The organism is Enterocloster lavalensis, assembly GCF_046603895.1.
In the GTDB taxonomy this organism is placed as follows: Bacteria; Bacillota; Clostridia; order Lachnospirales; family Lachnospiraceae; genus Enterocloster; species Enterocloster lavalensis.
The window spans coordinates 1,760,617-1,773,175 of the sequence record NZ_CP176637.1 but is presented as its reverse complement, the minus strand read 5'-3'; the positions used below and the strand labels follow the sequence as shown (position 1 = coordinate 1,773,175).

Below are 12,559 nucleotides of genomic sequence, written 5' to 3'. Positions count from 1 at the left end.
TCCCGTTTTTTTTGCTGTTTTTATGTAGATCGGAGGAAAAACGGGATAGAGCTTCAAAAGAGACTACAGCCCGGATTTTTCCAGATCCTGTATTTCCTTCTTTTGGTAGGCCATCAGGCTGAACGCCGCCCCAAGAACGCCGGTGCACAGGAACATGACCGCCATACCGCTTCCATTTCCCAATCCCACCAGCTGTCCAAGGGCCGCGGACGCGCCGGAGCCGGACTGCATGAACGGCTCAAACACGAAGTCGGCCAGGTAGCCGCCCAACAGAAGCCCGGCCGGGATTGTGCAGTATTGGATCGCATTCCGCACGCTTCCCTGGAGTTCCCGTGGAACCATCTGATACAGGATCATCCTCTGTCCGGCCGCCAGAAACGGAATGGGCAGGCTGGCCCACACCGCGGCAAGGCTCCACCAGACGGCGTTTTTTCCCAGCCCCATCATCAGATCGCCCAGCAGAAAGGACGCTCCGGCTGAGAAGTAGATCAGTTTTACGCTGCTGACTTTAAACGGCCTGAGCGAGATGATGAGTCCGCCCAGAATGCCGCCGGCGCCCAGGACCATGTTGACAGCCCCGAGAACCAGGCTGTTGCCGCCGCTCCTGGCCAGAATCATGGGGGACAGGATATTTTCGTAGGTCAGGCGGGAGAAAAAATTCAGCACCGCCATGGTGACGATGATGTACCACAGCCCCTTGTGGCGGAACAGGAACCGGAAGCCGTCAAAACAGCCGGACAGGACGGAAGCTCCCCTGGGCGCTTTGGACAGCTCCTCCGGTATTTTAATAAAGATCAGAAGCAGCGCAAAATTAAACAAAAAGGACAAAAGATCCGCCGCGATCACCGCGCCCAGACCGCCGAAGGCAAAGATGGAGGAGGCCAGCACCGGTGAAACCACGGAAACCAGGTTGGTCGAGAACGAGTCCATGCCGCTCATCCGGGCGATTTTATCCTTGGGCACCAGAATTCCCACCGCCACCGACTGAGCCGGTATCTGAAAGGAATTCATAAATCCGATCACGCAGTTGACCGCGTAGATGTACTGGATTTTCAGCTCCCCGGACCGCCAGCACAGCAGGACAAAAAAGGAACAAATGGCCGCGATGGAGTCCGCTGCGAGCATAATGGTTTTCTTGCGGTGCCGGTCCACAAAGCCGCCGGCAAATAAGCTGACCAGAATATAAGGCAGGTAATTGCAGAAGGACATCAAGGACACGGCCATGGCGGATTTCGTCTGGGTGTAGGTCCACAGGATCAATGCAAAGCTGGTCATGGCGCTCCCCAGCTGGGAGACGGAGCCGCCGAACCAGAATAACAGATATTTCTTAAAACTTTTTTCCATTGAAGTTTCTCTCCTTACAGAATCATTTTTTTCGGTTCCATAAGTACAAAACCCAATGCGGGCAAAACCGCCGTTTACTCTGTACAAATTATGCCCGTGCAATGGATTTTGTACAGAGATATCTGCCCATATCGATATAAGACATTGCGTTCACCTCCCGTACCGTCAGCTCTGTTTGACTGCGGCTGTATTTCTTTGTTGTATCATACCCGACCGGTAAAGTCAATTTATACAGGGTCCAGGGCGGTGCCGGTCCACACTCGTGCAACAGTAAGGGGGCCGGAAGTCCCATTGTCTGAAAAATAAGGTCACCGGGCATGAAAATTGCAGCTTAAAAAAAATATAAAAAATAGCTTGCAATCGTCAAAAAAGTATGATAGACTATAACACGTTGACACGACAGAAGTGTGTACCGCTGTGGGTAAGAACTTCGGACAAGTGCCAGGCGACGGTTGAGTCCCTCGGGAGGCTGCCGGGATTGAGTCTGTAGCTCAGTTGGATAGAGCAACGGCCTTCTAAGCCGTGGGTCGGGGGTTCGAATCCCTTCAGGCTCGTTCGGACGAGAGTCCGTACAATTTAATATGGTGGGTATGGCGAAGTTGGTTATCGCGCCAGATTGTGGCTCTGGAGGCCCAGGGTTCGAATCCCTGTACTCACCCTTTGAGATACCTTACCGGTAGACGGTAAGGTATTTTTTTGGTTTTTCCTTGACAAACCAATCTGTAACTACTATAATTACAGTATGAACTGTATTTGAAATAGTAACAGATTGACGGTAAAGAAAGGGGAAGGACTATATGAATACAAAAGAGCACGCAGAGATGAAGATCAGGGGAAGCGCGGACGTATCTTACCTGGGGAGAACTGTGGATGAAATGATCTGGGAGTTTATGGAGGAAAATGGTATTCCGGGCCTGACACTGGCCATTGTACAGGCCCCTTATATCCCACGGGTAGTGGGATACGGGCTGTCCGACGAGAAGCAGCGGCGGCTGGCTTCCGTCAATACCATGTGGCCGGCCGGTCCCATTTCCCAGGCATACGCGGCGGTGGCGGCCATGCAGCTGTACGAGGCGGGAAAGCTGGATTTGGACGCGCCTGTCTCGCAGTATGTGGAAAATCTGCCCCCGCGGTGGAAGGGGATCACGTCCCGCCAGCTCCTGCACCATGCAGCCGGTCTGGCGGATTACCGGCAGGCGGAGGGCTACGATTCGCAGAGAGAGTGGAGCTTTGCCGGTCTGGCGGCCCTGGTGGGGGAGAAGGAGCTGAGTTTTGAGCCGGGCACAGGGGTTGAACAGAGCGCAACCAATTTCCTGTTGCTGACAGAGGTGGTCGGCAGGGTCTCGGGAATGGACTACGAGAGCTTTGTGAAGAAACATCAGTTTGAGCGTTTGGGATTGCGTCACACCGGATTTACCGGCGATCTGGATCAATATTACAGCGAGGATGTATCTCAGACCGGCAATATCCACCAGCTTTTCAAAATGGACGGGCGCTTTATCGACCCGGTGGAGCAGGCCGCCAGTTACAGGCAGGATGGCAGCCCTTACAGCGTGATTCCCTCCACGGCCCTCAGAGGCTTCGGGGACGTCTGGGCCTCGGCGCAGGATATTTCCTTTTGGGATATCGGGCTGGCAGGGGGAGTGCTCATCGAAAAAGCGGAAAACCGGGCGCAGCTCTACGGGCCGTGGAAGCTTCCGGACGGAAATAGCGTGCCCGCCAACGCAGGCTGGCAGTTTTACCATCACCGCGGTTTAATGGATATCAAAGGCTCGGTTCCGGGATTTTCCTCATTTTTGAGTCGTTTTACCCATCCGGACGAGCTGGTCTGCGTGACTCTGATGGCGAACCGGGAGGGGGTGGATTTCACGAATCTGGGCAGAAGGATCGCCGGGGCGTTCGGGGACCTGCTGTCCACCAACTACGACGACAACCGCCTGTTCCTGCTGGAAGGGCAGTATCCGGTCGAAGAGACCCTGCGGCGGCTGGAAATAGGGCTCGAGAAACGGAATATCCCCGTGTTTGCAAAGTTTGACCACGGCAAAAACGCCCTGGAGGCCGGCCTTGAGCTTCGCCCCACCACCGTGCTGGTGTTTGGTTCCCCCAAGGTCGGCACAGGGCTAATGCAGGCGGATCAGAGCATTTCCCTGGAGCTGCCGCTGCGAATATCCGTGTGGGAGGACGAGTCGGGCAGCACCTGGCTGGCAGCGCCCAGGATGAAACGTACGGCAGCGGAGTATGGGCTGGAAAATCATCCGGCGGTCGCCGGTATGCAGCGGCTTGTGGAGACGCTGATCCGGGAGGCGGCGAATGTTTATGGGGCGTAATTTGTATGCCAGGCGCAACATGTCTGGCGAGGTGTAATGCGTCTGCCGGCGGCGGGCCTTAAAGTGCGGAGCACAGGTTATCGGCCGCCGGCAGGAAAATGCGCGTGCAATGGATGGGCGGCGGAGGAGAGAAGGCTCGGGAAGCGGATGGATTTTCGCTGTTGAAATGGACATGCGGCTTAAAAATCCTTAAAAATCCAGGCTGAAACGGGGCTTGCCAAGCGGCGGATTCTATGGTATTATGTTTGGGTATGCCGGTGGAATTTCGGCTGATGGGCCATCGCCAAGCGGTAAGGCACAGGACTTTGACTCCTGCATTCGAGGGTTCGAATCCCGCTGGCCCAGCGATAAAAAAGGTTCTGAGAACGATTGTTTTCAGGGCCTTTTTGCTATATAATTACAGAAAAATATCTATGTCCGAAAATGGCGGGACTTTTCTGTCCGATCTGTTATAATTAAGGAAATGTATCCCTTATCGACAACCTATAGTTGACGACAAAGTATAATTAATGAAGGAAACCCCGCTCTTTTTAAACGCCCGCATGTGCCCACAAGGCGCCAAAACAGACAGGAGAACCGCCATGACAATGGACAACCACGCCGCCTGTTACGCGGCATTTCAATCTAAGGATTCCCGCTTTGACGGGCATTTTTTCGTGGGCGTGACCTCCACGGGGATTTACTGCCGCCCTGTGTGCCGGGCGCGTCTGCCCAGGCCCGAAAACTGCACCTTTTTTAAAACCGCCGCCGAGGCGGAGAGGGCGGGCTTTCGGCCCTGTCTGCTATGCCGCCCGGAACTGGCGCCCGGCTGCGCGCCGATGGTCCCGGCGGCCCGGCTCCAGACACGCAGCGCTGTCCCGCAGACAGGGACCAGCCGCGCTCCGATGGTCCCGGCGGCCCGGCTCCAGACACGCAGCGCTGCCCCGGAGACTGCGCCCGGCTGCGCGCCGGTGGACGCCTCCCGCAGGCTGGCAGTTCTGGCGGCGAAGCGTTTGGAGGAACATTGCGGGAGCATTGAGAGCCTGGAGGAGCTGGCCGCGTCCCTGGGCTGTACGGCACGGCACCTGCGGCGGGTGTTCCGGGAGGAGTACCGGGTTTCGCCGGTGCAGTACCTGCAGACCTGCCGCCTGCTGCTGGCCAAAAGCCTGTTGACGGATACCGGGCTTTCCGTTCTGGAGGTGGCCATGGCCTCCGGCTTCGGCAGTCTGCGCCGGTTTAACGACTTGTTCCGGGCGCGCTACCACCTCTCCCCAACGTCGCTGCGCAGGCAGACCGGCCAGGCCGACCGACCGGAGGGGCAGAACATCTCCCTGATGCTGGGATACCGCCCGCCCTATGACTGGGAGCGCCTGCTCGCATTTCTGGCTCCCCGGGCAATTCCCGGCGTGGAGATTGTCCGGGACAGCGCCTACTACAGGACCGTGCGGCTTGTAAGGCGGGATGGGACAAACGTGTGCGGCTGGATCAGGGCAGAAAACGTGCCCGCCCAAAATGCGCTTCGCGTCACCGTGTCCACGCCCCTTCTGGCGGTGCTGCCCCAGGTGCTGGCGCGGGTCAGGGAATTGTTTGACTTAAACTGCGATCCCAACCGGATCAATGAGACCTTGCAGGCAATGGAGACGCTAAAGCCAGGGTTATGTGTGCCCGGCGTCCGGGTTCCCGGCTGCTTTGACCCGTTTGAAATGGCGGTCCGCACAATTCTGGGACAGCAGATCACCGTCAAGGGGGCTACGACGCTGGCCGGGCGGCTGGCGCGGGAGCTGGGAACGCCGATCCGGACGGAGGTGGAGGGCCTGACCCACGTATTTCCCACCGCCCGGGACATCTGCGGGCTGGAGGAGCCGGTTTCCGGCAGGCTGGGGGCCCTGGGCATTATCGCCGCCCGGGCCAATACCATTTCCGCACTTGCGGGAAAGATGATGGACGGTTCTATCCGGCTGTCCGCGGGAGCGGACCCGGAGCAAACGGCCTCGCAGCTGATGGAACTTCCGGGCATCGGCGCCTGGACCGCCGGGTACATGGCAATGCGGGCGTACGGCTGGACCGATGCATTTCTGGAGACGGATCACGGCATCAAAAAGGCGCTGGCGCCCCGGAAGGCCGGGGAAATCCGGGAGCTGGCCGAGCGCTGGCGGCCCTGGCGCAGCTATGCTATGATGAATTTGTGGAATTCCCTGTAAAACAGGATTCAGGAGGAACGGTATGTACTATGAGATGAAATACGACTCTCCGGTGGGGCGGCTCACCCTGGCCAGCGACGGTTTGAACCTGGCGGGCCTCTGGATGGAGGGGCAAAAATACTTCGGAGGCACCGTGCCTGGGGAGCTGCGGCCCAACGAGGAGCTGGAGGTATTTTCCAGGGCAAAGGACTGGCTCGACCGGTATTTTAACGGGAAAAAGCCGGAGCCGTCGGAGCTGCCGCTGGCGCCTGTGGGCGGAGAATTCCGGCAGACGGTGTGGGAACTGCTCTGTGAAATCCCTTACGGAGAGCTCACCACCTACGGGCAGATCGCCCGGGAAGCGGCAAAGCGGCTCCAACGGGAGAGTATGTCCGCCCAGGCGGTGGGCGGGGCGGTGGGCCACAATCCCATCTCGATTATAATTCCCTGCCACCGGGTGGTGGGGACCGGCGGCAGCCTGACCGGCTATGCCGGGGGGCTTGACAAGAAGATTTGGCTGCTGAAGCACGAAGGCGTGAAAATGGACGGCCTGACCGTTCCGGCCAGGGGGACGGCGCTGTAACGGTAAATTTATGGTATTTTCATAAATAAACCAGAAAGCATCCATAGAATAGACACATCTTTCCGCTATGCTGAAAACCAGTGCGGAAAACGGGAATGTGTTTGATCCGCGAAATGAAGAGTGCGGGGAAATGGATATGACCAACGAACAGTATTACGACCTGATCCGGCCATATGAGGATGCCAGAAGGCTTTTGGAGACGCGTTTGGAAATCCTGAACCACAGCCTTTACGGCAGCAGGGCGGTGTGCGGTCCCATCCACAATATGCAGAACCGGATTAAGGCCAAGAAGAGCATTGAGGACAAGCTCAGGCGCCTGGGACAGAGGGACAGCGTGTCCAATGCCAGGGATTACCTTCAGGACATTGCGGGCATCCGGGTGATCTGCTATTTTGTGGACGATATTTATAATGTTGCGGCGGGATTAAAACGGCAGTCGGACCTGGTGCTGGTGAAGGAGCGGGATTATATCGCCACCCCCAAGCCCAACGGCTACCGCAGCTACCACATCGTGATGGGAGCGCCGGTGTACTGCCTGGACGCCATGGAATATTTTCCGGTGGAGGTCCAGTTCCGGACCATGTCCATGGATTTCTGGGCCAGCATGGAGCACCGGATCTGTTATAAAAAGAACCCGGAGAACCGGGAACGGCTGGAGCAGGAATTTCTAACCTACGCGGCGGTGCTGAAGGAGATCGAGGAGAAGTTTGAGGAATACCGGGAACGCCGGGAAAACGGGTGGCCTCCGGAGGAGGCGGATTAAGACAGAACATGTATGCGCCGGCGCTGCCATGACCGGCGGGAGAGGAGAACAGCAGTATGGAGATGGCGAAACAGCGGGTGATTGTGGACGACGCGGTGATTGAGTCCGGGGAGATTCAGGAGATCATTGATCCGCTTTGGTGGAGCGTGAGCATTTACGACGGAGAGGAGCAGTACCAGCGGGACCTGGAGGGTTTTACCGCTCCGCAGCGGTATCTGTTTGCCCTGCAATGGTATTTGGCCGAGGTCAACAACGGCGGGCACGACCAGTTTTACTCCAATTCCACGGGCATCGTCTGGGAGGACGCCATGAACGGAGCCAGGGAGATGGGGATGGAGGAGCTGTACGGGATCATCCGGGAGTCTGCGGACCGCATGGGCGGCAAACCCGCCAAGGAGCGGGAGGACCGCTGGGATCAGATGAGCGAGCTGGAGCCGGAGTTCGGAGATTTGAATAAAAGGCTTTACGCCATGGAAAAGGCGGATGACATTGAGCGGCGGATGGCGGCCTATGCCCTGGAGAACCGGCAGGCCCTGTATTTTGACGGGGAAGTGGAGAAGCCGGTGTTTGAGGACTGACCGGCAGGAGACTTCCAAAAAACGCCCCGGCTGCGGAGGGAATGAACAGCCGGGGCGGGTCTATGGGGACTATTTTGCGGACAGGACTTCTTCCAGGTCCAGGGTGCGGCGGCCGTCCTCAAAGACGAAGCAGGGGATGCCGATTCCGCCGTTTTTCCGGACCGCCTCGTACAGCGGATCGGATTCGCGCACGGATAAGTAGGCCTTTAAGTCCGGCAGGGAAGCGGAAAGATTCTTGAAGTCCACGTCGATTCCGGCTTCGCGCAGCTTGCAGAGCGCCAGCAGGGTGTCAGGGCAGAGATGGCTTCCGATTACAGTGATATTCATGGGGATTCCTCCTTGTAGGTTTTGTCTGGTTTCTGCACTCAGTATAGCAGGCCTTTACAATTCTGTAAAATTGAAATATATTATAAGGAGATTCGAAAATTTCGATACCACAGAGGGAGATCGGGAAATGGAACTGCGCAATCTGAATACATTTGTCAGGGCTGCGGATGCGGGCAGTTTTTCCAGGGCGGCTTCTGAGCTTGGCTACACCCAGTCCACGGTGACGGCGCAGATTCAGGGGCTGGAGGAGGAACTGGGGGTACAGCTGTTTGACCGGCTGCCCAAAGGCATTGCGCTCACCCGGCCGGGGGAAGCGCTTTTGGAGCACGCCCGGAATCTGCTTCTGGAAGCGGAAAATGCCCGGCTGGCTGTGAAAAACCAGCGGGAGCCGTCGGGGAAGCTGCGGATCGGAGCGTTTTCTTCGCTCTGTACCGCGTTTTTGCCCGATCTCCTGAAGCAGTACCACCAACTGTACCCCAAGGTGGATCTGGTGGTCCGCAGCGGCGGCATCGAGGCACTTCAGGATATGCTTGGCTCCGGCCGGCTGGATTTCGCATGGGTGATTGCGGACCGGAAGGAGAGAAGCTCGTGGCGCGCCTTTTGCGGGATGTCCCATCCCATCTGGGCCGTGGCCGCGCCCGGCCGGTACGGTGCCGGGGAAATGCTTCCGGTAAGCGGACTTGGGGACGTCACCTTTCTGTTGACCGAACCGGGCTGCCCGTACCGCCTTCAGTTTGAGCTGTTCTGCCGCAGAGCCGGGATCGTGCCCCATGTGTTGATGGAGGCGGACAGCATCGAGGGGATCCGCACCTTTGCCAGGTCGGGACTGGGGGTGGGGATTCTGCCGGATTTCGCCGTCCGTCCCATGGTGGAGGAAGGGACTCTGGAGCGGGTGAGGATCGAGGGGTTCGCGCCTGCGGTGGAGAGCGCGCTGTTCTGCCATCCGGTGAAGTGGATGACGCCCGCCATGGAAGCGTTTTTGCAGCTGTCCGGGGCGCGGGAGAGGGAAACTTAGGGGCTGTTGGGGCGTTTGGCAGACTGCTGTCCGGTGGAATATTGTAATATTGCATAAAAGAACTGCCGGAGATTTGGGTAAAAATAAACGAAGATTCCAAAAAACTCAAAAAATCATTAGAAATCAGCAGAAATTTCTGATAAAATAGAAACAGAAGCAATAAGTCTCAGAAAGTATGGCCCGAGCCGTTTGGTGTCGGGCCTGCTGCATGGGTGGATCGGGTGATGGAGGTTAAGCGGATGGAGTCGTTGGTGAATGAAGAAGTGAAACATTTGAAATTCGGCAGAGGCAGTATAGTGGAGGAGCCGGCGGAGCATATTAAAGTACGGTTTCAGAGCGGAGGCGTTGTCAAAACCTTTCGGTTCCCGGAGGCGTTTGCCGGTTATCTGGCGTTTGAAAAGGGCGAGCTGCAGGAGAAGTACAACGAGATGGCGATGAGCGAGCGCAGGCGCAGGGAAGAGGGACGCAGGGAAGAACTCTTCAAGCTGGAGGAGGAGCGCAGGGCGGCGCAGACGGAACTGCAAAAACACCGCAGGAGCGCTGCCCGGACGGCGAAAACCGCAGCAGGGACCGCCGCTAAGAATACAAAATAGAAATTTTTGCGCCGGTGATGGGTCGGCGGACGGGGGAAGCTCCGGCCCGCCCAGAATTTCCGGCGCGACGGATATGGCAGGTGTTAAATGATCAAGAGCGCATTTTCCGCCTCGGACAATCAGACATTATACCGGAACCAGATGAAACTTTTGATCCAGACCGGCTGCAAGTACAGCTGCCGGGTGACCGTGGATCTGGCGGGACGCAGGTTCAACGCCAAAAGTATGATGCACATCGGCGACATTAAGGCCGGGGACCGGTTTGAACTATTGTTTGACGGCGAGGACGAGGTCAATGCCCTGGAGGAATATTCCAGGGTTTTGGAGACAGATTGAGAAAGAGAAATCAAATGAAAATCATGAACCGGCCGGTGGGGTACAGGCGCTTTGACCGGGGGAACATAACAGTGGGGCGGCTTGCAGATGTGCAGAGTCGCCCTGTTTTTATAGAGCGGCGTTGCGGGAATGTGGCGCGGGAAAGTGGTGCGGACGGGGAGGCGCGGCCCCACTCTCCCGGGATTCCGGTTGAATCCCAGGACGAATTACACTATAATGGTACAATAAATGGAACATCAGAGCATTTACAGAAAATGTAAGGAGTGTCGGATTTATGAAATCATTGGTTATAGCGGAAAAACCCTCCGTGGCCCGGGATATCGCCCGGGTGTTAAAGTGCGGCAGGCAGATAAACGGTGCCATCGAGGGCGGCGCCTACATCGTCACCTGGGGACTGGGACATCTGGTGGAGCTGGCGGACCCGGAGGCATACGATCCCAAATATAAAGAGTGGAAGATGGAGGACCTGCCCATGATGCCGGAGCCCTTCAAGCTGGAGGTGATCCGACAGACCACCAAACAGTATCAGGCCGTAAAGGCGCAGATTCACCGGAAGGACGTGGGGGAGATCATTATCGCCACGGACGCGGGTCGGGAGGGCGAGCTGGTGGCCCGGCTGATCTTAAAGAAGGCTGGCAGCCAGAAACCGCTGAAACGGCTGTGGATTTCGTCGGTCACCGACAAGGCCATCCGGGAGGGGTTCGCCAATCTAAAGGACGGCAGGGACTACGAAAATCTCTACGACGCGGCGATGTGCAGGGCGGAGGCGGACTGGCTGGTGGGCATCAACGCCACCCGGGCGCTGACCTGCAAGTACAACGCCCAGCTCTCCTGCGGCCGGGTGCAGACGCCGACCCTGGCCATGATCGCCAAGCGGGAGGAGGAAATCCGCAGGTTCGTTCCCCAGCCCTACTATGGAATCCAGGCAAAATGCGCCTCCCCCGCCCTGACGCTCACCTGGCAGGACGGGGAGACAAAGAGCTTCCGCTCCTTTGACCGGGCCCGCATGGAACAGATGCTGAAAGCGCTCCAGGGGACGGCGGCCGGTAACGGTGCGGCAGGAGGAGCCGGTGCGGCGGGGAGAACCGGCGTGGTGGCGGAGATCAAGCGCACGCCGAAGAAAACCCAGGCTCCGCTTCTCTACGACCTGACGGAGCTGCAGCGGGACGCCAACAAGCGGTTCAACTATTCCGCCAAGGAGACGCTCAACATCATGCAGCGCCTGTACGAGAACCACAAGGTGCTGACCTATCCGCGGACGGATTCACGTTATCTGAGCGCGGACATTGTGCCCACCTTAAAAGAGCGGCTGAAAGCCTGCGGCGTGGGCCCCTACAAGCTGGCGGCAGGACGTCTTGTGGCCCGCCCGCTGCCGGAGAAGCTGTTTTTTGTGGATAACAGCAAGGTGTCGGACCACCACGCCATCATTCCCACGGAGCAGTTTGTGCAGCTGGATCACATGACCGTGGACGAACGGCGGATTTACGACCTGGTGGTGCGCCGGTTCCTGGCCGTGCTGTACCCGCCCTACGAGTACGAGCAGACGAATCTGACGGTGAAGGCAGGCGGGGAACGCTTCGTGGCCCACGGGAACATTGTGCGCAGCCAGGGCTGGAAGGCGGCTTACGAGGACGGATATGATGGGGACGAGGAGGAGGACCAGGAGGTGAAGGGCCAGCGGCTTCCGGATTTAAAGACCGGAGACGTGTTGAACCGGCTCACCTTTGTTTTGACCGAGGGAAAGACCAAGCCGCCCGCGCATTTTAACGAGGCCACTCTGCTGTCCGCAATGGAGAATCCGGCGGCCTACATGGAATCCGGGGATAAGGAGATGGCGCGCACCCTAGGTGAGACCGGCGGTCTGGGAACGGTGGCCACCCGGGCGGACATCATTGAAAAGCTGTTTTCCAGTTTTCTGCTGGAGAAGCGGGGCAAGGACATTCTTCTGACCTCCAAGGCGAAACAGCTTTTGGAGCTGGTGCCGGAGGATTTAAAGAAGCCGGAGCTGACCGCGGACTGGGAGATGAAACTGTCAAAAATTTTCAAAGGCGCTCTGAAACGGGCGGTCTTTATGAGCGATATCCGCAGTTATTCCCGGGAGCTGATCGGCCAGATCAAGTCCGGCGGGGGCCAGTTCCGTCACGATAACCTGACCAACACCAAATGCCCGGTATGCGGAAAGAAAATGCTTCTGGTCAAGGGAAAAAACAGCGAGATGCTGGTCTGTCAGGACCGGGAGTGCGGCCATCGGGAGACCATTTCCCGGACCAGCAACGCCCGCTGCCCGGTGTGTCATAAGAAAATGGAGCTGAAGGGCAAAGGGGACGGACAGGTATTTGTCTGCAAATGCGGGTATAAAGAAAAGCTGAAGGCCTTCCAGGAGCGCAGAAAAAAGGAGGGGGCGGGCGTCACCAAGCGGGACGTTGCCAAGTATCTGAACCAGCAGAGCAAGGAGACGGAGGAGCCGCTCAACGATGCGCTCGCCCGGATGCTGGCCGGGATCAAGCTGGACCAGTGACGGAGGGAGGCGGGAA

Annotated in this window: 11 protein-coding genes and 3 tRNA genes; 12 read left to right on the top strand and 2 right to left on the bottom strand. The window is 57.7% G+C overall.

What is annotated here, in order from left to right; genetic code table 11:
- Positions 1-63: 63 nt before the first annotated feature.
- Complete coding sequence (locus ACK2JC_RS07760; protein ID WP_320936714.1) at positions 64-1,344, bottom strand: MFS transporter; 1,281 nt, start codon at positions 1,342-1,344, stop codon at positions 64-66.
- Positions 1,345-1,824: 480 nt separating this feature from the next.
- Here ACK2JC_RS07760 and ACK2JC_RS07755 point away from each other — a divergent pair.
- The 8 genes from ACK2JC_RS07755 to ACK2JC_RS07720 all read left to right on the top strand — a co-directional run bounded on the left by ACK2JC_RS07755 (position 1,825) and on the right by ACK2JC_RS07720 (position 7,754).
- Positions 1,825-1,898 (top strand) — tRNA-Arg (locus ACK2JC_RS07755).
- 30 nt (positions 1,899-1,928) lie between these two features.
- Positions 1,929-2,002 (top strand) — tRNA-His (locus ACK2JC_RS07750).
- 139 nt (positions 2,003-2,141) lie between these two features.
- Positions 2,142-3,671, top strand: a complete 1,530-nt coding sequence (locus ACK2JC_RS07745; protein WP_320936713.1) for a serine hydrolase — start codon at positions 2,142-2,144, stop codon at positions 3,669-3,671.
- A gap of 273 nt (positions 3,672-3,944) precedes the next feature.
- Positions 3,945-4,016: transfer RNA gene (locus tag ACK2JC_RS07740), tRNA-Gln, on the top strand.
- Between the two features lie 236 nt (positions 4,017-4,252).
- Positions 4,253-5,851 (top strand): AlkA N-terminal domain-containing protein, encoded by a 1,599-nt coding sequence (locus tag ACK2JC_RS07735; RefSeq protein ID WP_320936712.1) that lies wholly within the window; start codon positions 4,253-4,255, stop codon positions 5,849-5,851.
- 22 nt (positions 5,852-5,873) lie between these two features.
- Positions 5,874-6,413 (top strand): methylated-DNA--[protein]-cysteine S-methyltransferase, encoded by a 540-nt coding sequence (locus ACK2JC_RS07730; RefSeq protein ID WP_107434610.1) that lies wholly within the window; start codon positions 5,874-5,876, stop codon positions 6,411-6,413.
- Between the two features lie 136 nt (positions 6,414-6,549).
- Complete coding sequence (locus ACK2JC_RS07725; protein ID WP_320936727.1) at positions 6,550-7,176, top strand: (p)ppGpp synthetase; 627 nt, start codon at positions 6,550-6,552, stop codon at positions 7,174-7,176.
- A 56-nt stretch (positions 7,177-7,232) separates the two neighbouring features.
- Positions 7,233-7,754, top strand: coding sequence for a DMP19 family protein (locus ACK2JC_RS07720; RefSeq protein ID WP_118756545.1), 522 nt, complete (start codon positions 7,233-7,235; stop codon positions 7,752-7,754).
- A gap of 69 nt (positions 7,755-7,823) precedes the next feature.
- Here ACK2JC_RS07720 and ACK2JC_RS07715 read toward each other — a convergent pair whose 3' ends face one another.
- Positions 7,824-8,081, bottom strand: coding sequence for a glutaredoxin (locus tag ACK2JC_RS07715; protein WP_107434608.1), 258 nt, complete (start codon positions 8,079-8,081; stop codon positions 7,824-7,826).
- Between the two features lie 127 nt (positions 8,082-8,208).
- Here ACK2JC_RS07715 and ACK2JC_RS07710 point away from each other — a divergent pair, with 127 nt between their 5' ends.
- The 4 genes from ACK2JC_RS07710 (at position 8,209) to ACK2JC_RS07695 (ending at position 12,543) form a co-directional block, all read left to right on the top strand.
- Positions 8,209-9,096, top strand: coding sequence for a LysR family transcriptional regulator (locus ACK2JC_RS07710; protein ID WP_320936711.1), 888 nt, complete (start codon positions 8,209-8,211; stop codon positions 9,094-9,096).
- Between the two features lie 239 nt (positions 9,097-9,335).
- Complete coding sequence (locus tag ACK2JC_RS07705) at positions 9,336-9,689, top strand: hypothetical protein (protein ID WP_320936710.1); 354 nt, start codon at positions 9,336-9,338, stop codon at positions 9,687-9,689.
- Positions 9,690-9,776: 87 nt separating this feature from the next.
- Complete coding sequence (locus tag ACK2JC_RS07700) at positions 9,777-10,025, top strand: HPr family phosphocarrier protein (protein WP_276850796.1); 249 nt, start codon at positions 9,777-9,779, stop codon at positions 10,023-10,025.
- A gap of 274 nt (positions 10,026-10,299) precedes the next feature.
- Positions 10,300-12,543, top strand: a complete 2,244-nt coding sequence (locus ACK2JC_RS07695) for a DNA topoisomerase III (RefSeq protein ID WP_320936709.1) — start codon at positions 10,300-10,302, stop codon at positions 12,541-12,543.
- Positions 12,544-12,559: the final 16 nt, after the last annotated feature.

Coding starts and splice junctions, on each gene's coding strand:
- ACK2JC_RS07760 (WP_320936714.1), bottom strand. CDS start 1,344: ATGGAAAAAAGTTTTAAGAAATATCTGTTATTCTGGTTCGGCGGCTCC.
- ACK2JC_RS07745 (WP_320936713.1), top strand. CDS start 2,142: ATGAATACAAAAGAGCACGCAGAGATGAAGATCAGGGGAAGCGCGGAC.
- ACK2JC_RS07735 (WP_320936712.1), top strand. CDS start 4,253: ATGACAATGGACAACCACGCCGCCTGTTACGCGGCATTTCAATCTAAG.
- ACK2JC_RS07730 (WP_107434610.1), top strand. CDS start 5,874: ATGTACTATGAGATGAAATACGACTCTCCGGTGGGGCGGCTCACCCTG.
- ACK2JC_RS07725 (WP_320936727.1), top strand. CDS start 6,550: ATGACCAACGAACAGTATTACGACCTGATCCGGCCATATGAGGATGCC.
- ACK2JC_RS07720 (WP_118756545.1), top strand. CDS start 7,233: ATGGAGATGGCGAAACAGCGGGTGATTGTGGACGACGCGGTGATTGAG.
- ACK2JC_RS07715 (WP_107434608.1), bottom strand. CDS start 8,081: ATGAATATCACTGTAATCGGAAGCCATCTCTGCCCTGACACCCTGCTG.
- ACK2JC_RS07710 (WP_320936711.1), top strand. CDS start 8,209: ATGGAACTGCGCAATCTGAATACATTTGTCAGGGCTGCGGATGCGGGC.
- ACK2JC_RS07705 (WP_320936710.1), top strand. CDS start 9,336: ATGGAGTCGTTGGTGAATGAAGAAGTGAAACATTTGAAATTCGGCAGA.
- ACK2JC_RS07700 (WP_276850796.1), top strand. CDS start 9,777: ATGATCAAGAGCGCATTTTCCGCCTCGGACAATCAGACATTATACCGG.
- ACK2JC_RS07695 (WP_320936709.1), top strand. CDS start 10,300: ATGAAATCATTGGTTATAGCGGAAAAACCCTCCGTGGCCCGGGATATC.